Annotated in this window: 22 protein-coding genes; 12 read left to right on the forward strand and 10 right to left on the reverse strand. The window is 67.8% G+C overall.

Annotated elements, in window-relative coordinates; all coding sequences use genetic code 11:
- Positions 1 to 7: 7 nt before the first annotated feature.
- The 12 genes from AAG895_RS03205 (at position 8) to AAG895_RS03260 (ending at position 12435) form a co-directional block, all read left to right on the forward strand.
- Complete coding sequence (locus AAG895_RS03205; RefSeq protein WP_345794124.1) at positions 8 to 1183, forward strand: type II secretion system F family protein; 1176 nt, start codon at positions 8 to 10, stop codon at positions 1181 to 1183.
- Positions 1180 to 2922, forward strand: coding sequence for a GspE/PulE family protein (locus tag AAG895_RS03210; RefSeq protein ID WP_345794125.1), 1743 nt, complete (start codon positions 1180 to 1182; stop codon positions 2920 to 2922). Before AAG895_RS03205 ends, AAG895_RS03210 begins: the two co-directional genes overlap by 4 nt.
- The gene (locus AAG895_RS03215) at positions 2903 to 3655 is read left to right on the forward strand and encodes a hypothetical protein (RefSeq protein ID WP_345794126.1); all 753 of its coding nucleotides are present in this window, start codon (positions 2903 to 2905) and stop codon (positions 3653 to 3655) included. The genes AAG895_RS03210 and AAG895_RS03215 overlap by 20 nt, the downstream gene beginning before the upstream one ends.
- Entirely contained in the window at positions 3652 to 4209 is a 558-nt protein-coding gene (locus tag AAG895_RS03220; RefSeq protein ID WP_345794127.1) for a PilN domain-containing protein, read from the forward strand. Before AAG895_RS03215 ends, AAG895_RS03220 begins: the two co-directional genes overlap by 4 nt.
- Complete coding sequence (locus AAG895_RS03225; RefSeq protein WP_345794128.1) at positions 4206 to 4760, forward strand: hypothetical protein; 555 nt, start codon at positions 4206 to 4208, stop codon at positions 4758 to 4760. The genes AAG895_RS03220 and AAG895_RS03225 overlap by 4 nt, the downstream gene beginning before the upstream one ends.
- Positions 4757 to 5272 (forward strand): hypothetical protein, encoded by a 516-nt coding sequence (locus AAG895_RS03230; protein ID WP_345794129.1) that lies wholly within the window; start codon positions 4757 to 4759, stop codon positions 5270 to 5272. The genes AAG895_RS03225 and AAG895_RS03230 overlap by 4 nt, the downstream gene beginning before the upstream one ends.
- Positions 5273 to 5276: 4 nt before the next feature.
- The gene (locus AAG895_RS03235; RefSeq protein WP_345794130.1) at positions 5277 to 7526 is read left to right on the forward strand and encodes a secretin N-terminal domain-containing protein; all 2250 of its coding nucleotides are present in this window, start codon (positions 5277 to 5279) and stop codon (positions 7524 to 7526) included.
- 25 nt (positions 7527 to 7551) lie between these two features.
- The gene (locus AAG895_RS03240; protein ID WP_345795361.1) at positions 7552 to 8028 is read left to right on the forward strand and encodes a type II secretion system protein; all 477 of its coding nucleotides are present in this window, start codon (positions 7552 to 7554) and stop codon (positions 8026 to 8028) included.
- 4 nt (positions 8029 to 8032) lie between these two features.
- Positions 8033 to 8425, forward strand: coding sequence for a prepilin-type N-terminal cleavage/methylation domain-containing protein (locus tag AAG895_RS03245; protein ID WP_345794131.1), 393 nt, complete (start codon positions 8033 to 8035; stop codon positions 8423 to 8425).
- Between the two features lie 4 nt (positions 8426 to 8429).
- On the forward strand, positions 8430 to 8894 hold the full coding sequence (locus tag AAG895_RS03250) for a type II secretion system protein (RefSeq protein WP_345794132.1): 465 nt from the start codon (positions 8430 to 8432) through the stop codon (positions 8892 to 8894).
- 272 nt (positions 8895 to 9166) lie between these two features.
- Positions 9167 to 10870, forward strand: coding sequence for a PEP-CTERM sorting domain-containing protein (locus AAG895_RS03255; protein ID WP_345794133.1), 1704 nt, complete (start codon positions 9167 to 9169; stop codon positions 10868 to 10870).
- Between the two features lie 125 nt (positions 10871 to 10995).
- Positions 10996 to 12435 carry a tetratricopeptide repeat protein gene (locus AAG895_RS03260; protein ID WP_345794134.1) on the forward strand — a complete coding sequence of 480 codons (1440 nt, stop codon included), beginning with the start codon at positions 10996 to 10998 and terminating at the stop codon, positions 12433 to 12435.
- 34 nt (positions 12436 to 12469) lie between these two features.
- On the opposite strand, the gene AAG895_RS03265 is transcribed toward AAG895_RS03260, so the two are convergent.
- The 10 genes from AAG895_RS03265 to AAG895_RS03310 form a co-directional block, all read right to left on the reverse strand.
- On the reverse strand, positions 12470 to 13978 hold the full coding sequence (locus AAG895_RS03265) for a tryptophan halogenase family protein (RefSeq protein ID WP_345794135.1): 1509 nt from the start codon (positions 13976 to 13978) through the stop codon (positions 12470 to 12472).
- 206 nt (positions 13979 to 14184) lie between these two features.
- The gene (locus tag AAG895_RS03270; RefSeq protein ID WP_345794136.1) at positions 14185 to 14958 is read right to left on the reverse strand and encodes a slipin family protein; all 774 of its coding nucleotides are present in this window, start codon (positions 14956 to 14958) and stop codon (positions 14185 to 14187) included.
- A complete protein-coding gene (locus tag AAG895_RS03275; protein WP_345794137.1) occupies positions 14955 to 16616 on the reverse strand; it encodes a nodulation protein NfeD in 1662 nt (553 codons plus the stop codon). Before AAG895_RS03275 ends, AAG895_RS03270 begins: the two co-directional genes overlap by 4 nt.
- Positions 16617 to 16712: 96 nt before the next feature.
- On the reverse strand, positions 16713 to 17117 hold the full coding sequence (locus AAG895_RS03280; protein WP_345794138.1) for an RNA-binding S4 domain-containing protein: 405 nt from the start codon (positions 17115 to 17117) through the stop codon (positions 16713 to 16715).
- Positions 17118 to 17197: 80 nt separating this feature from the next.
- A complete protein-coding gene (gene cysN / locus AAG895_RS03285; RefSeq protein ID WP_345794139.1) occupies positions 17198 to 18478 on the reverse strand; it encodes a sulfate adenylyltransferase subunit CysN in 1281 nt (426 codons plus the stop codon).
- Positions 18479 to 18968: 490 nt separating this feature from the next.
- Positions 18969 to 19883 carry a sulfate adenylyltransferase subunit CysD gene (gene cysD, locus AAG895_RS03290; protein WP_345794140.1) on the reverse strand — a complete coding sequence of 305 codons (915 nt, stop codon included), beginning with the start codon at positions 19881 to 19883 and terminating at the stop codon, positions 18969 to 18971.
- Between the two features lie 240 nt (positions 19884 to 20123).
- Complete coding sequence (locus AAG895_RS03295) at positions 20124 to 20888, reverse strand: phosphoadenylyl-sulfate reductase (protein WP_345794141.1); 765 nt, start codon at positions 20886 to 20888, stop codon at positions 20124 to 20126.
- The gene (locus AAG895_RS03300; RefSeq protein ID WP_345794142.1) at positions 20885 to 21439 is read right to left on the reverse strand and encodes a DUF934 domain-containing protein; all 555 of its coding nucleotides are present in this window, start codon (positions 21437 to 21439) and stop codon (positions 20885 to 20887) included. The genes AAG895_RS03295 and AAG895_RS03300 overlap by 4 nt, the downstream gene beginning before the upstream one ends.
- A complete protein-coding gene (locus tag AAG895_RS03305) occupies positions 21432 to 23111 on the reverse strand; it encodes a nitrite/sulfite reductase (protein WP_345794143.1) in 1680 nt (559 codons plus the stop codon). Before AAG895_RS03305 ends, AAG895_RS03300 begins: the two co-directional genes overlap by 8 nt.
- A gap of 52 nt (positions 23112 to 23163) precedes the next feature.
- Positions 23164 to 23946 carry a sulfite exporter TauE/SafE family protein gene (locus tag AAG895_RS03310; RefSeq protein WP_345794144.1) on the reverse strand — a complete coding sequence of 261 codons (783 nt, stop codon included), beginning with the start codon at positions 23944 to 23946 and terminating at the stop codon, positions 23164 to 23166.
- Positions 23947 to 24016: the final 70 nt, after the last annotated feature.

Below are 24016 nucleotides of genomic sequence, written 5' to 3' on the forward strand. Positions count from 1 at the left end.
GGCTCTCATGCGCTATCGGGTCAGGGCGGTCGCCTCCGATGCCCGGGTGGTCGAGACCGAGCTCGACGCCCCGTCCGAGGTCGAGGCGCGCAGCCTGGCTGCGGCGCGCGGGCTGGTCGTGCTGTCGCTGGCGCGCGCAGGGCGCACTGGTGCGCGCGGCCGCTTTCCGCTCCTTCTGTTCAACCAGGAACTGCTCGCCCTGTTGCGTGCAGGCATCCCGCTCGCCGAGGCGGTGGGCGCGCTCTCCGAGAAGGAGACGCGCGCGCCGGTGCGCAGCGTGCTGTCCGACCTCGTTGCCGCGCTGCGCGAGGGGCAACCGCTTTCGCGCGCGCTCGAGCGCGCGCCGCAGGCCTTTCCCGATCTCTACGTCGCCATGATCCGCGCCGCCGAACGCACCAGCGACCTCGAGCGCGCGCTCGAGCGCTACGTGGCCTACCAGCAACAGGTCGACAGCCTGCGCAGCAAGCTCGTCAGCGCGGCGATCTATCCGGCGCTGCTGGTCGGCGTCGGCGGGCTGGTCGTCCTGTTCCTGCTTGGCTACGTGGTGCCGCGCTTCTCGCACATCTATGAAGACGTCGGCAACGACCTGCCCTGGCTGTCGCAGCTGCTGCTCGACTGGGGGCGCCTGGTCGAGGCCCATGCGCTGGCTATGGGGGGCGTGCTGCTGGCCGTGATCGCCGCACTGGCGCTGGCCGCCCGCAGCGACGCGGTGTGGGCGGCGGTCGGCCGCCAGGCCTGGCGCACGCCGGGTATCGGCGAGCGCCTGCGCGCCTTCGAGCTCGCGCGCTTTTACCGCACGCTCGGCATGCTGCTGTCGGGCGGCATCCCGGCGGTGGCCGCGCTGCGCATGGTGTCCGGGCTGCTGTCGCCGACCCTGCGCGCCAGCCTTGAAGGCGCGATCGAGCGCGTGCGCGAGGGCCAGCCCTTCACCGCCACGCTCGCCGCCTGCGGGCTGGCGACGCCGGTCGCGCAGCGCATGCTCGCGGTGGGCGAGCGCGCCGGCAATCTCGGCGAGATGCTCACCCGTTCGGCGGAGTTCCACGAAGAAGACACCGCGCGCGAGATCGAATGGCTTACCCGCCTGTTCGGCCCGGTGCTGATGCTGGTGATCGGCGGCGCGATCGGCCTGATCGTGGTGCTGATGTACCTGCCCATCTTCCAGCTTGCGGAGAGCATCGGATGAGCGCCGTGCCCGATACCCGCCACGAGCCCGCGCTCGCCCTGGCGGCCACCACGGCGCCCGAACCGCGCGCCCGGGCGGGATCGCGTCTGCCCCCGGCCCAGGCATTCTCGGCAGCCGAACTGGCCGCCGCGCGCACTGCCGGCAGCCGCCTGCTCGACGCGCTGGCCGAGCGCGTGCCCGACCCCGCCGAGCGCCTCGACCGCATCGCCGCCACCTGCGGCCTGCCGGTGCTCGGTCATGCCATGCTGATGGCGCGCACGCCCGACTTTGCCGCGGTCGGCTTCGAGACCGCGGTGCGCCACGAGTGCGTCGCCCTGCGCGACGAGGCCGGCGGCCTCGTGCTGGTGCTCGCCAACCCCTTCGACAACGACCTGCTCGATGGCCTGGCCGCGCGCCTGATCGAACCCTTCGAGCTGGCGATCGCCGATCGCGACGACCTCTCCGCCTGCCTCGCCCGCCACGAGGACCAGGTGCGCCGCGCCGCCGGTCTCGACGAGGAGCGCCAGGGCACGGGCGGTGGCGGCGAGGTCGAGGACCTGTCGCTGCAGCGCATCACCGCCGGCGCCAGCCCGGTGGTCAAGCTGGTGAACTCCACCTTGTACGACGCGCTCAAGCAGGGCGCCAGTGACATCCACCTCGAATCGCAGCCGGGCGGCCTGGTCATCAAGTACCGCATCGACGGCGTGCTGTCGCGCGTCGGCACGGTGTCGGCGGCGGATCTGGCCGAGCAAGCCATTTCGCGCCTGAAGGTGATGGCCGAGCTCGACATCGCCGAGCGCCGCGTGCCGCAGGACGGCCGCTTCAAGGCCCAGGCGGGCGGGCGCGAGATCGACTTCCGCGTCTCCATCATGCCCAGCATCCATGGCGAGGACGCCGTGTTGCGCGTGCTCGACAAGGAGCACCTGAGCCGCGAGATGAGCGGACTCAGCCTGGAAGTGCTCGGCTTCGACGCCGAGGCGCGCCGCGTGCTGCGGCGGCTCGCCAACGAGCCCTACGGCATGCTCCTCGTCACCGGCCCCACCGGCAGCGGCAAGACCACCACCTTGTACGCGGTGCTGGGCGAGACCAACCGCGGCACCGACAAGGTCATCACGATCGAGGACCCGGTGGAATACCAGCTCGCCGGCGTGCTGCAGATCCCGGTGAACGAGAAGAAGGGCCTGACCTTCGCGCGCGGTCTGCGCTCCATCCTGCGCCACGACCCCGACCGCATCATGGTCGGCGAGATCCGCGACGGCGAGACCGCCGAGATCGCCATCCAGGCCGCGCTCACCGGCCACCTCGTCTATACGACGGTGCACGCCAACAACGTCTTCGACGTCATCGGCCGCTTCATGCACATGGGCATCGACCCCTACAACCTGGTCGCCGCCTTGAATGGCGTGCTTGCCCAGCGCCTGGTGCGCATCAACTGCCCGCACTGCAGCGAGGATGTCGTGCCCGATCCCGCGCTGGTGGCCGACTCCGGGCTTGGCGACGTGTCCGCCTTCCGCTTCCGCGCCGGCCACGGCTGCGGCCACTGCCGCGGCTCGGGCTATCGCGGCCGGCGCGCGGTGGCCGAGGTGCTGCTGCTCGACGACGAGGTGCGCGAGCTGATCCTCGCCCGCGCGCCGGCGCGCGCCGTGCGCGAGGCGGCGGCGCGGCGCGGCTTCCGCAACCTGCGCGCGGCGGTGATCGAACTGGTCGCCGCAGGCGAGACCACGCTGGAGGAACTGAACCGTGTCACGCTCCACGGCTGAGACCTTGCTGCGGCTCGAGCGCGAGGCCTGGGTGCTGCAGGAACCCGGCGGCCAGGTACGCTGTGCCCTGGATGGCGCGGCGCCGGCTGCGGCGCTCGAGCGCCTGCAGCCCGCGGGCGGCTTGCGCGGCAGGCGTCTGCGCGTGCGGCTCGCCGATGCCTGGCTGCGCTACCTGGTGGTGCGCTGGCCCCAGGGTGTGCGCAGCGCGGCCGAACGTGCAGCCTTCCTCGCCCATCGTTTCGCCGAGGTGCACGGCATCGCCAGCCCCGACTGGGTGCTGGCAGCGGACCGCGACGCGCACGATCTGCCGGCGCTCGCGTGCGCGGCGCCCGCTCCCGTGGTGGCCGCGGTGCAGGGGTTCGCCGCGCGCCATGGCTGCGTGCTCGATGGCATTTCCGGAGAGTTCATCACCGCCTACAACACCCTGCGCCGGCGCTTCGACGAGGCCGATGGCGCGCGGGCTGCACTTGCCCTGCTGCGTGACGGCCGCCTCACGGTCGGCATGTGGGCCGGTGGAGCGTGGGCCGGTGTACGCAGCCAGGCGGTGCGCGACGACGGCGCCGCGGCGCTGCGCCTGATGCTCGAGGCGTGGATGCGCGACGCCGCTCCCGACGCCCGCCCGACCGCGCAGGGCGCGGCGCGCGCGCAACCGGGGGGCGTGGTCTATGCCGCGGGCTTCGCCGGCGAGCTGCCCGCAGCCTGGCGGCGGGTGGACCTGGGGCCGGCGACATGAAGCTCTTCGCCAATGCCCCTGCCACGGTCGATCTCGATTTCGCGCCGCCGCGTCGCCGCCGGCCGCGACTGCTCGGCTGGCTCTTGCTCGCGATCGGCGCGGGGGCGCTCGGTCTCGCGGTCTACGACTGGCAGGTCGCGCACGCCGAGCTTGCCGAACGCGAGGCGCTCACCGCAAGGCTGCGCGTGGAGCTGCGCGACGCACGCCCGCAGCAGGCGGCGCGCGCCGGTACGCCGGCCCCGCCTGAAGAGCGCGAGCCCGCGCAGCGTGTCGCCGGCGTGCTCAATGCGGATTGGGCGGCGCTATTCACCGAGCTCGACCGCGCCCGCCTCGCCGAGGTGGCGGTGCTCGACCTGCAGGGCGACGCCGGGCGCGGCACGCTGCGCATCACCGGCGAGGCGCAATCGGTCGAGGCGGCGTTCGCCTACCTGGAGAACCTGCAGCGCGCGGGGGCGCTGCGCGAGGCGCGCATCGACAGCCACGAATGGGTGGTGCAGGGGCCGCAGATGGTGGTGCGCTTCATCCTCACCGCGCACTGGAGGATCGCCCCATGAAGCGCATGCTGCGTTTGCGCGAGACCGTGCGCCGGGCCCTCCGCGGCGCCGGCTGGGCGGGGGCGGCGGGCGGCTTGCTTCTCGCGCTCGCCGTGGCAGTCGACCATCGCGCGGCGAGCGACCTCGAGACCCGTCGAGCCGCGCTCGCGGCCGAGCGCGCGGCGCTGCTCGGTGGCGATGCACCGGCGCGCGCGGTGCCGGCCGGCATCGACCGCCAGACGCTGCAGGCCTTCTACCAGGGCTTCCCGCAGCGCAGCGCGCTGCCGGCGCTCCTCGCTGAGCTTCAGGTGCAGGCGGAGACGCACGGGATCGACGTCGATCGCAGCGACTACCGCGTCAGCGACGAGGCCGGCGCACCGCTGCTGCGCGTCGCGTTGAGCCTGCCGGTGCGAGCCGAGTACGGCGCGCTCTACGGCTGGCTCTCCGAGCTCATCGCCACCGCGCCGCACGTGGCGCTCGAGTCGATCGCGCTGCGCCGCGCCGATGCGCGCAGCGGCTTCGTCGAGGGCGAGCTGCGCCTGCTGGTGTTCGTGAATCGGGGGGCGCCATGAAGCCGCGACAGTGGGGTCTGGCGGCGGCGCTGGTCGCCACCCTCGCGGCGACGTGGTGGGCTGCGCGGGTCGAGGACGCTGGCGAGGCCGAGGTGGCGGCGCCCGTCGTCCGTTCCGCGCGTGCGCCCGTGTCCGCATCCGGGCCTGCGCGCGACCGCGCAGGCGAGGCTGGAGCGCAGACTGCCGGGGAGCTCGCGATCGTCCGCGAACCCTGGCCGGCGTCCGCATCCGACCTGCTGCAGCCTTCGGCAGGCGCCCGGACGCAGCCAGAGCAAGGGACCGCGCTCGCCGTCGCGCCGAGCGCTCCGCCGCTGCCCTTCACATTCATCGGCAGCATCGAACGCGGTGGCCGTCGCACCGTGATGCTCATGGAAGGCGAGCAGCTGCATCTGGTGGGCGTCCGCGAGCGCATCGGAGAGCGCTACCGCGTCGAGCGCGTGACGCCGACGCAGATCGAATTCACCTACCTGCCGATGCAGCAGCGGCAGGTGCTCGAGACCGGGCAGGACTGAAGACATGAAGACATCCCGACTGAACAGGCTGCATGCGCTGCGCGCGGTGGCGCTCGCTGCCGCCGGGCTGCTTGCCGGCTGTGCCACGCCGCTGCCGCCGATGCCGCACGACGCGGGCGTGGAAACGGATCCGATCGCCGAACTGCGCCGTCTTGGCGAGGCGGTGGTGGCCGAACCGCGCAATGCCGACCTGCGCGCGCGCTACCTCGCCCGCCGCGATGCGCTCGCGCTCGGCTGGCTCAACGAGGCCGAGCGTGCGCGCGCGTTCGCGCAGTTCGAGCAGGCCGAGCGCCTGTATCGCGAGACGCTGAGCATCGATCCTGCCAACGCGCGTGCGCGCACCGGGCTCGACACCCTCGTCGACGAACGCCGTCGCCTGCAGCGTCTGGACGAGGCCGAGGCCGCCTATGCCCGTGGCGACAGCGCCAACGCCGAGCGCCTGGTGCGCTCGGTGCTGGCCGAAGCGCCCGCCAACACCCGCGCCCGCCGCCTGCTGCGCGAACTCGACGAGCGCCGCCTGCTCGCCCGCCCGGTCGAGGCGCTCGCCGGGCCGCTGGCGAAGAAGGTGAACCTGCAGTTCCGCGACGCCCCGCTGCGCGTGGTGTTCGAGGCGCTGTCGCGCGCGGCCGGGCTCAACTTCGTGTTCGACAGCGACGTGCGCGACGACGCGCTGGTGAGCATCTTCGTGCGCGACACCTCGGTCGACGAGGTCATCAAGCTGCTCACCGCGACCCAGCAGATCGACCGCAAGCTGCTCAACGCCAACTCGGTGCTGATCTACCCGGCCACGCCCGCCAAGCAGCGCGAATACCAGGAGCTGGTGTCGCGCAGCTTCTACCTCGCCAACGCCGACGTGAAGCAGGCGCTCAACCTGATCAAGCAGGTGGTGAAGACGCGCGACGTGTTCATCGACGAGAAGCTCAACCTGCTGGTCATCAAGGACACCCCCGAGGCGATGCGCCTGGCCGAACGTCTGATCGCCTCGCTCGACGTCGCCGAGCCGGAGGTCATGCTCGAGGTCGAGGTGCTGGAGGTGAGCCGCAGCAAGCTGCGCCAGATCGGCCTCGAGTTTCCGCAGGAGATCGGCTGGGGGGCGATCGACGGCCAGAACGTCGGCGAGCTGCGCGATGGCGTGATCAACCTCAACAACACCGGCGGCCTGGTGCCCTTCGTGTCGAATCCCGCCGCGGTGCTGCGCCTGCGCGCCGAGGACGGCGACACCACGCTCCTTGCCAACCCGCGCATCCGGGTCAAGAACCGTGCCGAGGCCAAGGTGCATATCGGCGAGAAGGTGCCGGTGTTCACCACCACCTCCACCGCCAACGTCGGTGTGGCGGCCTCGGTCAGCTATCTGGATGTCGGCCTCAAGCTCGACGTCCAGCCCAGCGTGACGCTGGACGACGAGGTCGCGATCAAGGTCGCGCTCGAGGTCAGCAACATCGTGCGCGAGGTGCCCGGGCCGGAGGGTTCGCTCGCCTACCAGATCGGCACCCGCAGCGCGGCGACCACGCTGCGCCTCAAGCACGGCGAGACCCAGGTTCTCGCCGGCCTGATCAACGACGAGGAGCGCGGCAGCAACCTGCGTCTGCCCGGCCTGGGCGACCTGCCGGTGGTGGGGCGCCTGTTCTCGTCCGAACGCGACCAGGCGGCGCGCACCGAGATCGTGCTGCTGATCACCCCGCGCATCGTGCGCAACATCGTCGCGCCCGCCTTCACCCGCGATGATCTTGCCGCCGGCACCGAGGCCCTGGTCGGCGCGCCGCCGTTGCGCATCGGGCCGATGGCGGCGCAGAGCCTGCTCGTGAGCGGCACCGGCCAGCCGGGCGTCGCCGCCGCTGCAGCCACTGCGGTCACGGCGGCAGCCAGGCCGTTGCTGCCTTCCGGCGAGGCCGAGATCGACCCCGGCAGCGTGGTCGTCGACCTCGCGGCGCCCGAGAGCGCGGTGGCCGGCGGCACGCTGACGCTGTCGCTCAAGCTCGACGGCGCGGGCGGCCACAATGGCGTGCTGGTCGAGTTCGACTACGATGCCGAGCGCCTGGACCCGGTGGGCTTTGCGCCCTCGGAGAGCGGCCAGGCCAGCACCGCGCTGCCGGCGGGCAACCTGCCGACGACGGTGCCGATCGGCTTCAAGGTCAAGGAAGGTGCGACCGGCACGGCCAACGTGCGCCTCAACGGCCTCATCTTCGACCTCGGCGGGCGTCAGGTGCCGATCCCGGCTTCGGGGGCTGCGGCGGTGCAGCTGCTGGCGCCGTGACGCGGCCTTGGCGAAGCGTTTCCCGATGACCCGGCAGGCGCGCGGCTTCACGCTGATCGAGCTGGTGGTCACCGTTGCGATCATCGGCGTGCTCGCCGCCGGGGTGATGCCCCTGGCCGAGCTCGCCGCTCAACGCAGCAAGGAGGCCGAGCTGCGCACCGCACTGCGCCAGATCCGCAACGCGCTCGACGCCTACAAGGCCGCCTACGATGAAGGCCGCATCGAGCAGAAGAGTGGCGCCTCGGGCTATCCGCCCAGGCTGCGCGCGCTGGTCGAGGGCGTGCCCGACATCAAGGACGAGGAGGGCCGGCGCATCTACTTCCTGCGCCGGGTGCCGCGCGACCCGCTGCACATCGACCCGAGCGTCGAACCCGAGCGCACCTGGGGCCTGCGCAGCTACGCCAGTCCGCCGGATGCGCCGCGCGAGGGACAGGACGTGTACGACGTGTACTCGCTGTCCGAGCGCACCGGGCTCAACGGCGTGCCCTACAAGGAATGGTGAGCGCATGACCCGCTTCGTCCCGCTGGCGCTGCGCCGCGGCTTCACCCTGATCGAGCTGCTGGTGGTGATGGCGATCGTCGCCACCCTGCTCAGCATCGCCGCGCCGCGCTACTTCGGCCAGGTCGACACCGCGCGCGAGAAGGCGCTCGCGCAGTCGCTCGGGGTCATGCGCGACGCCATCGACAAGTTCCGCGCCGACACCGGCAAGTACCCTGCCACGCTCAACGAGCTGGTCGAGAAGCGCTACCTGCGCAAGCTGCCGGTGGACCCGATCACCGAGTCGGCCGAGACCTGGGAGCTGGTGCCGCCGCCCGACCCCGCCGACAGCGGGGTATGGGACGTGCGCAGCGGCGCGCGCGGCAGCGGCCGCGACGGCCGGCCCTTTGCCGAGTGGTAGCGCGATGGGCCTGCGGTCCGGCCAGCGCGGCTATACCTACCTGCTGGTGATGTTCCTGGTCGCCGGCATGGGCCTGGTCGTGGCGCGCACCGGCGTGGTGTGGCAGCAGGTGGCCCAGCGCGAGCGCGAGGCCGAGCTGATCGCCGTCGGCGTCGAGATCGCACGCGCGCTCGCCAGCTACGCGCGCGAAACCCCGGTCGGCACCCCATCCCGCCCCACCGAGTTCGCCCAGCTCGTCGAGGACAAGCGCTGGCCAACCCCGCGTCGCCACCTGCGCAAGGTCTATCGCGACCCAATGACCGGCAAGGCTGAGTGGGGCATCGAGCGCGACGGCAACGCGATCCTCGCGGTGCACAGCCTGTCGACGCAGACGCCGATCCGGCGCGAGGGCTTTCCGCCTGAACTGGGCGATGTGGCGGGGAGTGCGACGAGCTATGCGGAGTGGGTTTTCAGGCCGATGGAGGAGTGAGGCTTTCGAGTGGGCTGTACAAGTCGGCCGTACGCTCAGCCACTTTGCTCACCGCCGCAGCCGTGTCGAATTTTTTTACACAACACTTCTAAAAGCAGCAAGGTTTTCCGGTAGGGTAACTTCTTAGTGCATGATTTAAAAAAGATCTTTTATTGTTTCCGTAGATTGGCACACCTGATGCTAGGTGAGCACTGGATATGTCGCTTGCTCCAATGTTCCTGCGTCCATTAGGAGAGCGATGCGGCAGAGTGTCCGCTTATCTCGGGAGAAAAATGATGCGCAATTCAACCGCAAGTCAGCGAACTGGCACACGCCAGAAGGTTCTGTGCTGTGCTCTGGTAGCGGCAGGCATGATGGCGGCAAATACGTCGTGGGCTGCTTCCTTTACCTTTACCACCACAGCCGATTGGTCATCTGGCGTGTTGACGAATACCAACGGAGAGCCTCCGCCCTCGACAGGTGATGGGCATGTCAGGCTGAATGACGTCGTTCTGACGCCTTTCAATCACATCTGGGTGGCGCTGTCTGGTCGCAACACCGCGGTGCGCATCAATACTGACCATGTCGATGCCGATGGACGCGTCACCCTTGCGGAATCGGCTGCCGGAAGCGGGGCGGTCTATGGTGAGTACCGGACGGCACCGCAGGGTCAGCCCGCTGACCCCTCGCGGACGACGGTCGACCAGAACGGTGACGTATGGGTTGGTAACCGGGCGCAAGGTAGTGGAGGGCAGGGGTCGGTGGTCAAGCTGTCTGCGACGCCTACCGGAACGACTTCCACCGGCGTCTGGAACGGGAGCAACTTCAACGTTCTCGACTGGACCAACGCCGGCGGTGCCGATACGAACGGCGGCACCAGCACAGCCGCGGATTCCGCCGTTTCGTTGTATGTGCGCACCGCCGGTACGAATGTGCGCACCATCGCCGTGGACAAGAACAATGATGTGTGGGTGGGTGGCTACGGTGACAAGGAGCACCAGTTGATCGACGGTGATACCGGTGCTGCCAAGAGCGCGATCGTCAACCTTGGCAGCAATAGCGGCTACGGTGGGCTGGTTGACGGCAATGGCGTGCTTTGGTCGGCCGGTTGGGGGAACGCGAGCCTCTCTCGCTACGATCCAGCTACGAATACCCAGACTGATCATTTAGTGGGTGGTGGATCGTACGGGCTTGCGGTGGATGGTGAGGGCAACATCTACAACACTCATCTCAGCAATTCGGTTAGCAAGTTGGACTCTGCGGGAAATCTCATCTGGACCAAGACCTACGCTGGCGGAGCGTCGAATCGTGGCATCGCGGTGACACCGGACGGGGATCTTTGGATCGGCAACAGCGGTTCCAATACCGTGACCCGGCTGGACAAGGACGGCAACTGGAAAGCCAACATTGTCGTCGAAAGCGGGCCGATGGGCATCTCGGTGGATAGCAAGGGCAAGGTCTGGGCTACCAACTACAGCTCGAACAGCGTCAGCCGTATTGATCCTAATGCAGGCACTTTCGGTGCGGTTGATCTCACGATCGAGCTTGGGGGCAACGCTTTGCCTTACAACTACAGCGACATGACCGGTTCGGTGGTGGCTGGTACCACCAATCCCAGTGGAACGTGGCGCAAGGTGATGGATGGTGGCGCGGGGGCGTCGTGGGACGAGCTTTTCTGGAACGAAGAGGATGAAGGCGCGATTCCGGACACTACAGGGATCCTCGTTGAAGCGCGGGTTTCGGACGACATGCTTACATGGACTGACTACTTCAGCTACGACAGCGGAGATCTGATCGGACTGAGCGGGCGTTACCTCGAAATCCGTGCCACGCTGTCGCGGCCGGGTTCGAGCAACCTGACGCCGGTGCTGTCCGATCTTCGCGTCAATTACACGCCTGACGATGGCGGTGGAACTGTTCCCGAACCGGGTTCGCTCGCGCTGATCGCGGGTGGTCTATTCGGTCTGGGTTGGCTGCGTCGCCGCCGCAGCGCCTGATTCTGAGGATGCGCTTTGCGCGATGGCGGGCTGCCCTGAGGCAGCCCGCTTTTTTCCAGGCTGCGCGAGAGACCCGGGCCCCGGTATGCTGTCGAGCAGTGCCTCCAATCCGTGAGATCTGACCCATGCCTGAACGCGTCTTTCCAAAGCTTCTGCTTGCCTTGCTGTTGTCGCTTTCTGCGCTACAGGCTCAGGCGGTTCCGCTTGCCACCTTGCCTGAGAATTCTTCGATGGCCGAGTTCATCAGCCCTGAGGTGGTTCCCGAAGCGTTGCGTCAGAGCCTTTCGCAGCAGAACGTGGCATCTCTCCCGGAGCTGATCCTGCTTGAGCAAAGCGAGCGGCTCCGTGAGGCGGTGACCACCAATCCGAGCGACCAATATGCCTTGCATGCGCTTGGCACCGTTACTTTTCACCTCGGCGGTGACGCTGAAGCGGTCGCGCTCTGGCAAGCGGCGGAACGGCGCGATCCTAACCTCACCCCTGCAGAAGTGATGCAAGCGGTGCATAAGATGTTTCGGCATCTCGCCAAAGGTGAGAGCTCGGCTGCGGAGATGCAACTCAAGCATGTCGAGGATCGGTACAAGGACCAGCCGCACTTTCTGATGATGCGCGCCGAGCAGGCGATGCGGACAGGTAACTTCTCTGAAGCGGAAAAGGCCTTCATGCGGGCGCATGAGCTTGCCCCTGGCCTTTACGTAACCGCACTGAACCTTGCGCGCTTCCTGGATTTTTCGGGGCGCGAACCGGCACGGGTCCTCGCCCTTTATCAGGAGGGTGCTCGGCTTGCACCTGAGCGAGCCGAGACCTGGTTTCATCTGGGCAGCTTCCAGTTTCGTCAGGGCGACGGCGAGGCGGCGCTTGGCGCATTCAAGCGTGTGCAGGCCCTTCTGCCCGCTCAACCCAGCGCAGAGCGTCGCCTTGCTGTGCTCGCCGCCGCAGCGGGCAACTCATCTGCCGCCGAGCACTGGTACCGAAAAGCTTTGGGTAATAAGCCATCGGCCGACGAGGCGGCCCAGCTCAACGCTGCGCTCGGTGATGCGCTGTTGCGCCAGAACAAGGTGGCTGAGGCACGAAAGCCCATCGAGGCGGCGATCAAGCACCGTGAGGAATTGCCCCTCGTGTTTGCGCTGGGCACCATCGACGAAGCCGAAGGCAAGAGTAGCGACGCCGAGCGTCGCTATAGGCGCGTTCTCGCGCTTGCTCCGGAAAACCCGCTTGCCGCGAATAATCTGGCCATGCTCCAGGTGAAGACCGGGCGCGCATCCCCCGAGACGCTGGAACTTGCCGAACGCGCACGCAAGAATATCCCCGGCAACGTGATCATCGAGAGCACCTATGGTTGTGTTCTCAGTGAGCTTGGCCGTTACGGTGAGGCGATCGAGGTGTTGAAAGCGGTAGCGGCCGCAGCACCGAGCGATCCTTGGGCAGCGTACTGCCTTGGAAGAAGTCTTGCCCAGACTGGCAATGTAGAAGAGGCGGGTCCATTCCTTTCGAGGGTGCTCGAACTGGATCCCACATTTGCCCGTAGAGAGCACGTCTCCGCCTTGCTGAGCGGTAAGCAATGACTTCCCGAGTGGCTGCGACAGTGGCCATTACTCATCATGCTTTCGCCGCGCTGTAATCCTTCAAGTACTCAGCGTGGTCGGGCATTCGCTCGACCACCGAGGCGACGACCCTACGGATGTTATCAAGGTGACGTGCGAGTTCGCCCTCCTCGGGCACCTCCGCAAGTGGATGGCAATGACGGGGCCGTAGACCTTGGCCGTGCATGACCTGCAACCATGCTACCTCGGCGAACAACTCGTTATCGTCGCGAACAAGCCTGCCGTGACTGCGATACAGGGCCAATTTGCGCTGCAATGTCCCAGGGACCTGCATGCTGCTGCACCTTCGCCAGAATGGAAAATCAGTCCTCTGATTCAAGTGATAGTGAAGGATTATGAAGTCGCGCACGCGTTCGTATTCGAGCCGGCACTGGCGGTTGTACTCGTCGATGTCCGGCGCGTCGAAGCCCTGATCGGGGAAGTAGGTTATCAGGCGCGTGATCGCTGTCTGTATCAGGTGGATGCTCGTCGACTCCAGGGGTTCGAGGAAGCCCGAGGAGAGTCCGACTGCCACCACGTTCCTGTTCCATCCGAGTCGGCGCATTCCGGTCTTAAAACGTAACGCCCTCGGCTCAGCCAGCGCTTCCCCGTCCAGATGTGCGAGTAGGGTGGCGGTGGCTTCGTCCTCGCTGATGTAGCTGCTACAGAAGACGTGCCCATTGCCGATGCGGTGCTGGAGGGGAATTCTCCACTGCCATCCGGCTTGGCGCGCGGTTGATCGCGTGTAGGGCGTCAGCGGACCGGATGATGCGCATGGGATGGCGACCGCGCGATCGCAGGGCAGCCAGTGCGACCAGTCCTCGAAACCGGTCTCCAAAGCCCCCTCGATCAGCAGCGCCCGAAAGCCGGTGCAATCGATGAAAATGTCGCCGCTTACAAGTCGATCTCCATCGAGCAGTAGCGCGTCGATGTGACCATCGGTGCCCCGTTTTCTGACGTCCAGGATCTTGCCTTCGATCCGGCGTACGCCACGGCTTTCGGCGTATTTGCGGAGGTATCGCGCATAGCGTGAAGCGTCAAAATGATAAGCATATGCGATGTCGGCAAGCGGCGAGTTTGGCGGGTCGCTCCTTGGATGCATGAAGCGGTTGGCCTTCGCAGCCATCCGGTTGATCGAGTACTCAGCGAGGTCGGCTGCTTTACCCGACTGGTATAGACGCTGCCAGTAGTTATCGAAGGGCAAGTGCAGCGCATCATGTCCGAAGCGCCCAAATGCATGCATGTATCGATCGCCTGGACGTCCCCAGTCTATGAATTCGATCCCGAGCTTGAAGGTTCCGCCTGTCTCGCGAAGGAATTCTGCCTCGTTGATCCCCAGCAAGCGATTGAATAGCTGTATGACAGGGATCGTTGCCTCCCCAACCCCTACGGTTCCGATCTCATCGCTTTCCACCAAAGTGATGGCGTATCTTCCTTTCAGTACCTGCGCCAGAAGTGCCGCGCTCATCCATCCGGCTGTTCCGCCGCCGACAATTACAATCGAGCTGATTTTTGCGTTGGACATTGTGTTGCCCGTTTCGTCGACTCTTACAAGGATGTGCTGAGGGTGCGCATTTAGGCCACAGCGCCAGCCCACCCGGGTGCGTATAAATAGGCTGCGGGTGTTTCGCTCGTAATCCTAATACTTGAGATGTACTTGTGCGCAACCAACAGCCAGCCACGACTCCCGCGGCGTCCGCATTATCCTCGATCAGCATCGTCGCGCGGCACTCACGCCCGCGGCGGCGCTTCCTTTTGCCCCATCAGCTTGCCCAGCAGATCCACCGGCACCGGAAACACCAGCGTCGAGCTCTTGTCGCCCGCCACCTGGGTAAGCGTCTGCAGGTAGCGCAGCTGCATCGCCGCGGGCTCCTGGGACAGCATCTGCGCGGCCTCGAGCAGGGCCTGGGCGGCCTGCTTTTCACCTTCGGCGTGGATCACCTTGGCGCGGCGTTCGCGTTCGGCCTCGGCCTGGCGGGCGATGGCGCGGACCATGCTTTCGTTGAGATCGATGTGCTTGATCTCGACGTTGGCCACCTTGATGCCCCAGGAGTCGGTCTGCGCGTCGAGGATCTGCTGCACGTCGAGGTTGAGGCGTTCGCGCTCGGCCAGCATCTCGTCGAGCTCGTGCTTGCCGAGCACCGCGCGCAGCGTGGTCTGGGCGAGCTGGCTGGTGGCCATGAGAAAGTTCTCGACCTGGATGATGGCCTTTTCCGGATCTACGACGCGGAAGAACACGATGGCATTGACCTTGACCGAGACGTTGTCGCGCGAGATGACGTCCTGCGAGGGCACGTCCATGGTCACCACGCGCAGGTCCACCTTGACCATCTGCTGGATGCCGGGGATCACGATCACCAGGCCGGGGCCCTTGACCTTCCAGAAGCGGCCGAGCAGGAAGATGACGCCGCGCTCGTATTCGCGCAGGATCTTGATCGAGGCGACGACGAGGAAGATGAGCAGCAGGATCAGCGGGGCAAGCCCGAATTGAAGGTCGAGGATCATGGTGGGCTCCCGGGGGTGAGGTGAGAGGAATGAGGCGGGTGGGGTGAGGCCGGCGTGAGCGCTGCGCCGTCCGCCGTGTCGAGCGCGGCGACCTCCAGGGTGAGCCCGTTCATGCGGGTCACGCGCACGGGCTGGCCCGCAGCCAGCGCCTGCGCACTGCGCGCGCGCCAGTGCTCGCCATGCACCGCGATCCACAAGTCGCCGTCGTCGGTGGCACGCTCGACCACACCGAGGGCGCCGAGCATCTCCTCGCTGCCGCTGACCACCGGCCGGCGCAGGCTGCGCGCGGCGAAGCTGCCGATGGCGATGAGAATGGCGGCGCTGGCGAGCGCCATGCCGACGATGAGCGCGAGCGGGATGCCGAAGCCCGGCACGTCGGCGTCCATCAGGAACAGGCCGCCGACGACGAAGGCGATGATGCCGCCCACGCCGAGCACGCCGAAGCTGGGCAGGAAGGCCTCGGCCAGCATCAGCCCGGCGCCGACCGCCAGCAGCAGCACGCCGGCCCAGTTCACCGGCAGCAGCTGGAAGGCGTAGAGCGCCACCAGCAGCGAGATCGCGCCCGCCACGCCGGGCACGCCGAAGCCGGGCGAGGTGAACTCGAAGAACAGCCCGTAGATGCCGATCATCATCAGGATCAGTGCCACCTGCGGGTTGGCGAGCGCGGCGAGCACGCGGTTGCGCCAGTCGGGTTCCATGCGCTCGATGGCGACGCCGGCGGTGGCGAGCGTGCGTGTGCCGTCGAGCACGGCGACTTCGCGGCCGTCGAGCTGCTCGAGCAAGGCGGCGGTGTCGATGGCGATGAACTCGATCACGCCCCGGGCGAGCGCCTCCTCGGCCGACAGGCTGGCGGCCTCGCGCACCGCGCGCTCGGCGAAGTCGACGTCGCGCCCGCGCAGCTGGGCCAGGCTGCGGATGTAGGCGCTGGCGTCGGACATGGACTTGGCAGCCATGGCGTCGGTGGGGGGTGGGGTGCGCCGCCCCCCTGCCGCTGCTGCGGGCGAGGTGGTGGCGGGCTGATCCGCTGCTGACGGGGGAGCGTCCGTCTTGTCGCCCCCGGCTCCCGGCGTGGTCGCCCGGTCGTGGCCTGCATCGCCGGGTTGCGACGAGCGCTGTGAGGGGGACTGCGATTCGCCGGGCGTTGCGCCCTTGCCAGCGGGCGCCCCTGCGTCAGCATCCTCGGCCGGCCCCGACTCGTCGCCGAGGGGCGACGTGCGCCCGGGCTGGGCGCCGCCGATGCCGATCGCCACCGGCGTCGCAGCGCCCAGGTTGGTTGCGGGTGCCATCGCGGCGATGTGGCTGGCGTAGAGGATGTAGGTGCCGGCGCTCGCGGCCCGCGCGCCCTCAGGCGCGACGAAGGTGGCGACCGGTACCGGCGACGCGAGGATGTCCTTGATGATCGCGCGCATCGAGGTGTCGAGCCCGCCCGGGGTGTCCATCTCGATGATCACCAGTTGCGCGCCACTGGCCGCGGCACGCGTCAGGCCCTTGTGGATGTAGTCGGCGCTCGCCGGGCCGATCGCCCCATCCACCCGGAGCACGAGCGCGCCTCCGGATTGCTGCGCCGTCAGCGTGTTGGCCAGCGCAAGGGACAGGGCAAGCGCGACCAGCAGCACGCTGCACAGCCGGCGTGTCAGCACTCGGGAAATTGCCCTCATCGCCATGGCCTCCTACGCTCGGTCGCCGCGGACGGCGACGCGTCTCCTGACGGTCGGAGTGTGCACGGGCGAACAAGTTCGCAGCGCCACCCAGCCTCAATGGCCGCCGAAGCGATCCATCCGCCGCCGGTCGCGCTTGGTGGGGCGGCCGTGGAGGTCTGCGCCCGGTGCGGCGGCGAACTTGCGCAGCTCATGGGCGCGTGCGCGCGCTTCGACGCTCTCGGCCGTTTCCTCGTACAGCGTCTGCGCCACCGTGGCCGAGCCGCGCTTGTCGGCGATGGCGCGCACGAGCACCGTGCGTGTGTCCTCGCCGATGGTGATGTCGAGCCGGTCGCCGACCTTGACGTCACGTGCGGGCTTCACCGCGACGCCGTTGAGCTTGATCTTGCCGCCGTCGACCGCTTCGGTGGCGGCGCTGCGGTGCTTGAAGAAACGCGCGGCCCACAGCCATTTGTCCAGGCGGGTGCGGGCGGCGTTGGTTGGGGCGTGCGAGGTGGGCATCGGTCACAAAAAGAAGCGGCGCTGCCGACATTATCGGCAGCGCCGCTTGCGAACACAAAACCGTTCGGGGTCTGCGTCGGTCAGCCGATCATGCCCGCGCCCACCGTGTTGTTGGTGCTCTCGTCGATGATGATGAAGGCGCCGGTCGCCCGGTTGTCCGCATAGCGGTCGGCGACGATCGGCTGGGCGAGCTTGAGCGTGACGCGGGCGATGTCGTTCATCGCCAGGCCGGTGGTGGCCTCCTGTTCCAGCGTATTCACGTCCAGGCGGTAGTCGATCTTGGCGAGCTTGGCCTTGACCTCGCGCGTCGTGTGGCGGACGAGGTAGGTGCGCGCCGGCGACAGCGGGGTCTCGGACAGCCAGCACACGGTGGCGTCGATCTGCTTGACCGGCTCCGGGGCCTCGGCCGACTTGACGATGAGGTCGCCGCGCGAGATGTCGATCTCGTCTTCCAGCAGCAGCGTCACCGACTGCTCGTGGATGGCGCGCGGCAGGCGCTCACCGCCGATCTCGATGTGCTTGACGCGGCTGGTGGCGCCCGAGGGCAGCACGGTGACGGCGTCGCCGACGGCGATCTCGCCCGATTCCACCCGGCCCATGAAGCCGCGATAGTCGTGCAACTCGGGGTTGGCCGAGTCCTGCGGGCGGCACACGTACTGCACCGGGAAGCGGAAGTCCTCGGCCTGCTCGGTGTGGGCGGCGGGGGCGTTCTCGAGGATGTCGAGCAGCGTGGGGCCGTCGTACCAGGCGAGGCGGGTGCCGCGGTCGACGATCATGTCGCCTTCGAGCGCGGAGATGGGGATGAAGCGCACGTCCTTGATGCCGAGCTTGCCGGCGAAGGCGAGGTAGTCGGCCTTGATGCGCTCGAACACGGCCTGGTCGTAGTCGACCAGGTCCATCTTGTTGACCGCGACCACCAGGTGGGGAATGCCGACCAGGCTGGCGAGGTAGGAGTGGCGGCGGGTCTGGGTGAGCACGCCGCGCCGCGCGTCGATGAGGATGATGGCGAGGTTGGCGGTGGAGGCGGCGGTCACCATGTTGCGGGTGTACTGCTCGTGCCCCGGGGCGTCGGCGATGATGTACTTGCGCCGGCCGGTGGAGAAGTAGCGGTAGGCGACGTCGATGGTGATGCCTTGCTCGCGTTCGGCCTGGAGGCCGTCGGTGAGGAGCGACAGGTCGACCGCGCTCATGCCGCGCTTGGCGGAGGTCTTCTCGATGGCGTTGAGGGTGTCGGCGAGGATGGTCTTGGTGTCGAACAGGAGGCGCCCGATCAGGGTGCTCTTGCCGTCGTCGACGCTGCCGCAGGTGAGGAAGCGCAGCAGGCCGTTGTCGATCTCGGGGAGGTTCTCAAGGGCGGACATGGTTTGGATTCCTTTGTTCATGCTTTGAAATTCTGTTTGGCGCTCGTTGCTCGGTGCGTTTTCTGGCGGTGCGGTGTTGGGCTGGGAGGCTGTGTTGGTGATGCGGCTTGGGGCTTGCGATCCGCCGGGGACGCGCGGGGTATTCCTTCCGGGGCTGCGGAACTCACCTTCGCTTCGCTCGGCTCGGACAGTCCTCGCCCCTTCACGAATACCCCGCACATCCCCGGCTACCCTTGTTGCCGCTCGACTGCCAAAACAGCGTCGAGTCTCAACGCTTTGCTCGCTTGCGGTGCGGACTTCCGCGCGGCTTCAGCCCCGGTGTTTTGCCTTCCATTGAGCAGCACCCACGATTCCCGGATGCGTGCGGGGTGTTCCTGAAGGGGCGAGGACTGTCCGAGCGAAGCGAGTTCCGCAGCCCCGGAAGGAACACCCCGTGCGCATCCCCGCAGCGAGCCGCCGAGCACCAACACTCAAGCCACCAAAAAAACCCTCAGAAATACCCTTCCTTCTTCCGCTGCTCCATCGACGCCTCCGAAGTCTGATCATCCATCCGCGTCGCCCCGCGCTCGGTGATCGTCGTCGTGGCCGTCTCGGCCAGGATCTTCTCCACCGTATCCGCATCCGACTCCACCGGCGCCGTGCAGGTGATGTCGCCCACGGTGCGAAAGCGCACCAGCACCTCCTCCACCACGTCGCCGTCCTTGGCCGGCGTCAGCTCGGTCACCGGCTGCAGCAGCCCGCTCTTGCGCACCACCGGGCGCACATGCGCGAAGTAGATCGACGGCAGCTCCAGCTGCTCGCGCTGGATGTACTGCCACACGTCGAGCTCGGTCCAGTTGCTGATCGGGAAGGCGCGGATGTTCTCGCCCTTGTGCGAACGCGCGTTGTACAGGTTCCACAGTTCGGGACGCTGGTTCTTCGGATCCCACTGCCCGAACTCGTCGCGGAAGCTCATGATCCGCTCCTTCGCGCGCGCCTTCTCCTCGTCGCGGCGGGCGCCGCCGATGCAGGCGTCGAAGCCGAACTCCTCGATCGCCTCCAGCAGCGTCACCGACTGGTGCTTGTTGCGCGACTCGCCCGCGTGCTTGAGCACCACGGTGCCGCGCGCCATCGAGTCCTCCACCGAGCGCACGATCAGGCGCTCGCCCAGCTCGGCGGCGCGCTTGTCGCGGAAGTCGGTCACTTCCTTGTAGTTGTGGCCGGTGTCGATGTGCATCAGCGGGAAGGGGAAGCGGCCCGGGCGGAAGGCCTTCTCGGCCAGGCGCAGCAGGCAGATCGAATCCTTGCCGCCGGAGAACAGCAGCACCGGGTTGGAACACTGGCCGGCGACCTCGCGCAGGATGTGGATGGCTTCGGCTTCGAGCCAGTCGAGGTGGGACAGCGTCTGTTTGGTCAGCGTCGACATGATGTTTTTTACCGTTGCGGATGCTTGATCTGATGCGTTCTGAAGGCGCGCAGCGCAGCCTTGAGGCCGGCACGCAGGGCGCAGAGGCGGTACTGCAGGCTGCGGCGGGGCGTGCCAGTGCTGTGGTGGGCGATGGTGCTGTGGGAGCGGGCTTGCCCGCGATTTTCGGCGTGCTCGGGGGCTGCATTCGCGGGCAAGCCCGCTCCCACGGGGTGAGCCGCATTCGCGGGCCAGGTGTCCTTACTTGACATGGAGGCCGCACTCCTTGGTTTCGGGGTTCTCCCACCACCAGCGGCCGGCGCGCACGTCCTCGCCGACGGCGATCGCGCGCGTGCAGGGCGCGCAGCCGATGCTGGGGTAGAACTGCTCGTGGAGTGCGTTGTAGGGCACCTCGTTGATCCGGATATAGGCCCACACCTCGGTTTCGGTCCAGTCCGACAGCGGGTTGAGCTTCTCCAGGCCGTTCGCGGCGTCGAACTCGCGCACCGGCAGGCCGGCGCGGGTGACCGACTGCGCGGCGCGCAGACCGGTGATCCAGGCCTTGCGGCCGGCGAGCGCGCGGCGCAGCGGTTCCATCTTGCGCACGCCGCAGCAGGCCTTGCGCAGCTCGACCGAGTCGTAGAAGGCGTTGATGCCATGCGCGCGCACGTAGGCCTCGACCGCGCCGGCGTCGGGGAAGTAGATCTCGAGCTTCGCGCCGTAGCGGCGCTCGACCTCGCCGATCAGGCTGTAGGTCTCCGCAGGCAGGCGGCCGGTGTCGAGCGAGAAGACGGTGATCGGTAGTTCGTGCGACAGGATCAGGTCGGTCAGGACCATGTCTTCGGCGCCGAAGCTGTTGGCGAAGGCGAGCTCGCCCTTGGTGCCGAACTCGCCCACGGCCTCGCGCAGCAGGGCGACCGCTGCGGCGGCCTTGGCGCCGACGGTGGCGCGCAGGGCGTCGGTCAGGGGCGGACGGATGGCGGGGTTCGCGGCCGCCGGACGAAGGATCGACACGCTCGCGTTCATGCCTGCACCTGCGGACCGGCGCCGCGCTCGATGCGGCGGAACAGCGGCAGCGGGTGTTTCACCGACTGCTGGTAGGGCTGGGTGAAGTCGTCGATGCTGGCAATGGCCGCCTCGAGCTGGGCGTCCGTGTAGCGGTCGGCGCGCGGCTGCAGGGCATCGAAACCGCAGCGCGTCATGTAGTTGAACTGGTCGCGCAGCACTTCGCCGATTGCGCGCAGCTCGCCCTGGTAGCCGTAGCGCTTGCGCAGCAGGGTGGCAGCGGAATAGCTGCGGCCGTCGGTGAACTTGGGGAAGTGCAGGCCGATCACCTGCAGATCCTGAAGGTGATCGGCGAGCGCCGCTGCATCCTCGCCCGCAGCCAGCCACACGCCCACCTCGCCGCTGCGCGCACGCGCCAGCAGCGCGTCGCGGCGCGCCTGCCAGACGGCAAGTGGCACCAGAACACGGCCGGCGGGTACGGCGATATCGGCGGCGACCTCGCCCTCGGCGAGGCTCACGACCAGGCGCGCATCTTCGATGACGCGGCCGTTCTTGATGATCTTGTCAGACATGGGCGGCTTTCCTTTGCGACTGGCGTTCGGCATAGACGCGGGTCTTGAACGATTCGACCCCGATGCGGCGCACGGTGTCGATGAAGCGCTCGTCCTCCTCGCGGTGGTCGATGTAGTTGTTGACCAGGGACGTGATCACGTCGGGCATCTCGGCGGCGGCGAAGGACGGGCCGATCACCTTGCCGAGCGCGGCGTCGTTGCCCTGGCTGCCGCCGATCGTCACCTGGTAGAACTCCTCGCCGTTCTTGTCGACACCCAGGATGCCGATGTGGCCGACGTGGTGGTGCCCGCAGGCGTTCATGCAGCCGGAGATGTTGATCTCGATGTCGCCGATGTCGAACAGGTAGTCGAGGTTGTCGAAGCGGTCCTGGATGGCGTTGGCGATCGGGATCGACTTGGCGTTGGCGAGCGCGCAGAAGTCCCCGCCCGGACAGGCGATGATGTCGGTGAGCAGGCCGATGTTGGGTGTGGCCAGCCCGATCGCGCGCGCGTCCTGCCACAGCCGATGAAGGTCGGCCTCGCGCACGCTGGCGAGCACGATGTTCTGTTCGTGGGTGCTGCGCACTTCGCCGAAGCTGTAGCGGTCGGCGAGCTCGGCGACGGCATCGAACTGGTCGGCGGTGAGGTCGCCCGGTGCCACGCCGTAGGGCTTGAGCGACAGCACCACGCTGGCGTAGCCGCTCACCCGGTGGGCACGCACGTTGCGCCGGGCCCAGGCGGCGAAGGCCTTGTCCTCGGTAAGCCGGGCGCGATAGCCGGCGTCCTGCGCCAGCGCGTCCAGCACCGGGTCGTTGAAGCGTCCTGCGACGCGTTCGATCTCGGCCTGAGTGAGCGTGGACGGGCCGTCCTTGAGGTGGGCGAACTCCGCCTCGACCTGGCGCGCGAACTCGGGCACGCCGAGCGCCTTCACCAGGATCTTGATGCGCGCCTTGTAGGCGTTGTCGCGGCGGCCGTGCTGGTTGTAGACGCGCAGGACGGCCTCGCAGTAGTTGAGGATCTGCTGCCAGGGCACGAAGGCGGCGACTTCCTCGCCGATGATCGGCGTGCGGCCGAGGCCGCCGCCCACCAGCACGCGAAAGCCCAGCTCGCCCGCAGTGTTGTGCACGATGTCGAGGCCGATGTCGTGCACCTGGATCACCGCCCGGTCTTCCTCCGCGCCATTGACCGCGATCTTGAACTTGCGCGGCAGGAAGGCGAACTCGGGATGGAAGGTGCTCCACTGGCGCAGGATCTCGCACCATGGGCGCGGATCGACGCGCTCGTCGGCGGCGACGCCCGCGAAGGGGTCGGCGGTCACGTTGCGGATGCAGTTGCCCGAGGTCTGGATGGCGTGCATCTGCACCTTGGCCAGCAGGTCGAGGATCTCGGGCACGTCTTCGAGGCGCGGCCAGTTGAACTGCACGTTCTGGCGCGTTGTGATGTGGCCGTAGCCGCGATCGTAGGTGCGCGCGATGTGGCCGAGGGTGCGCAGCTGCTTCGAGTTGAGGTTGCCGTAGGGCACGGCGATGCGCAGCATCGGTGCGTGGCGCTGGATGTAAAGGCCGTTCTGCAGGCGCACCGGGCGGAACTCGTCTTCGCTGAGCTCTCCGGCCAGATAGCGGCGCGTCTGGTCGGCGAACTGTGCGACGCGCTCATCGACGAGGCGCTGGTCGTATTCGTCGTATTGGTACATGCGTGTTCTCTCTGGTGGGTTCTTCTGTTCGGGGCGGGGGCGGCGGTGTCGGTCAGTGGGCCATCAGCTTGGCGCCGACCAGGACCAGCATCGTGGCCAGGATCGGGCGCAGGATGCGGTCGGGCACCTTGGTCGAGATGTGGCTGCCGAGCCAGATGCCGGGCAGCGAACCGACCAGCAGGCTGCCCAGCAGCAACCAGTCGACGCTGCCGAGGAACCAGTGGCCGATGCCGGCGACCGCGGTAAGCGGCACCGCGTGGGCGATGTCCGAGCCGACGATGCGCAGGGCGGGCATTGCCGGATAAAGAAAGAATAGTGCAGTGACGCCGAGTGCGCCGGCGCCCACCGAGGAGATCGACACCAGGACGCCGAGGATGGCGCCGGTGAGGATGGTCAGGCGGGCGGTGCGCGCCGGATCTTCCGGGCGGCCGCCGGAGCGGGCCGCCGCATAGGCCTGGATGCGCTTGCGGAAGATGAGCGCGATCGCGGTCAGCACCAGGGCGACGCCAAGCGCGACCTGGATCAGGTGCGCCGCGCCCTCGATGCCGCCCGGCGCCAGCCAGCCGACGAGCGCCAGCGTGATCGCCGCCGCCGGCAGGCTACCGGTGGCGAGCAGGCGGGTGATCTTCCAGTCCACCGTGCCCTTGAGGCCATGCGCCAGGGTGCCGCCGGCCTTGGTGATCGCGGCGTAGAGCAGGTCGGTGCCGACCGCCACCGAGGGGTGGATGCCGAACATCAGCACCAGCAGCGGCGTCATCAAAGAACCGCCCCCAACGCCGGTCAGACCGACGATGGCACCGACTGCGAAACCGGCGATGGTGTAGGCGAAGTCCATTTGATCCGCTCCTGGATGGTGCGGCGCATCGTAAGGACTTCGTTTAAGCACAAGAAGCGGTTTATGGTTA

The sequence above is a fragment of the Thauera sp. JM12B12 genome (assembly GCF_039614725.1).
In the GTDB taxonomy this organism is placed as follows: Bacteria; Pseudomonadota; Gammaproteobacteria; order Burkholderiales; family Rhodocyclaceae; genus Thauera.

Excerpts from the sequence above, each read along its gene's own strand:
- AAG895_RS03205 (WP_345794124.1), top strand. The coding sequence starts at position 8 with ATGCGCTATCGGGTCAGGGCGGTCGCCTCCGATGCCCGGGTGGTCGAG.
- AAG895_RS03210 (WP_345794125.1), top strand. The coding sequence starts at position 1,180 with ATGAGCGCCGTGCCCGATACCCGCCACGAGCCCGCGCTCGCCCTGGCG.
- AAG895_RS03220 (WP_345794127.1), top strand. The coding sequence starts at position 3,652 with ATGAAGCTCTTCGCCAATGCCCCTGCCACGGTCGATCTCGATTTCGCG.
- AAG895_RS03225 (WP_345794128.1), top strand. The coding sequence starts at position 4,206 with ATGAAGCGCATGCTGCGTTTGCGCGAGACCGTGCGCCGGGCCCTCCGC.
- AAG895_RS03230 (WP_345794129.1), top strand. The coding sequence starts at position 4,757 with ATGAAGCCGCGACAGTGGGGTCTGGCGGCGGCGCTGGTCGCCACCCTC.
- AAG895_RS03235 (WP_345794130.1), top strand. The coding sequence starts at position 5,277 with ATGAAGACATCCCGACTGAACAGGCTGCATGCGCTGCGCGCGGTGGCG.
- AAG895_RS03240 (WP_345795361.1), top strand. The coding sequence starts at position 7,552 with ATGACCCGGCAGGCGCGCGGCTTCACGCTGATCGAGCTGGTGGTCACC.
- AAG895_RS03245 (WP_345794131.1), top strand. The coding sequence starts at position 8,033 with ATGACCCGCTTCGTCCCGCTGGCGCTGCGCCGCGGCTTCACCCTGATC.
- AAG895_RS03250 (WP_345794132.1), top strand. The coding sequence starts at position 8,430 with ATGGGCCTGCGGTCCGGCCAGCGCGGCTATACCTACCTGCTGGTGATG.
- AAG895_RS03255 (WP_345794133.1), top strand. The coding sequence starts at position 9,167 with ATGATGCGCAATTCAACCGCAAGTCAGCGAACTGGCACACGCCAGAAG.
- AAG895_RS03260 (WP_345794134.1), top strand. The coding sequence starts at position 10,996 with ATGCCTGAACGCGTCTTTCCAAAGCTTCTGCTTGCCTTGCTGTTGTCG.
- AAG895_RS03265 (WP_345794135.1), bottom strand. The coding sequence starts at position 13,978 with ATGTCCAACGCAAAAATCAGCTCGATTGTAATTGTCGGCGGCGGAACA.
- AAG895_RS03270 (WP_345794136.1), bottom strand. The coding sequence starts at position 14,958 with ATGATCCTCGACCTTCAATTCGGGCTTGCCCCGCTGATCCTGCTGCTC.
- AAG895_RS03275 (WP_345794137.1), bottom strand. The coding sequence starts at position 16,616 with ATGAGGGCAATTTCCCGAGTGCTGACACGCCGGCTGTGCAGCGTGCTG.
- AAG895_RS03280 (WP_345794138.1), bottom strand. The coding sequence starts at position 17,117 with ATGCCCACCTCGCACGCCCCAACCAACGCCGCCCGCACCCGCCTGGAC.
- cysN (WP_345794139.1), bottom strand. The coding sequence starts at position 18,478 with ATGTCCGCCCTTGAGAACCTCCCCGAGATCGACAACGGCCTGCTGCGC.
- cysD (WP_345794140.1), bottom strand. The coding sequence starts at position 19,883 with ATGTCGACGCTGACCAAACAGACGCTGTCCCACCTCGACTGGCTCGAA.
- AAG895_RS03295 (WP_345794141.1), bottom strand. The coding sequence starts at position 20,888 with ATGAACGCGAGCGTGTCGATCCTTCGTCCGGCGGCCGCGAACCCCGCC.
- AAG895_RS03300 (WP_345794142.1), bottom strand. The coding sequence starts at position 21,439 with ATGTCTGACAAGATCATCAAGAACGGCCGCGTCATCGAAGATGCGCGC.
- AAG895_RS03305 (WP_345794143.1), bottom strand. The coding sequence starts at position 23,111 with ATGTACCAATACGACGAATACGACCAGCGCCTCGTCGATGAGCGCGTC.
- AAG895_RS03310 (WP_345794144.1), bottom strand. The coding sequence starts at position 23,946 with ATGGACTTCGCCTACACCATCGCCGGTTTCGCAGTCGGTGCCATCGTC.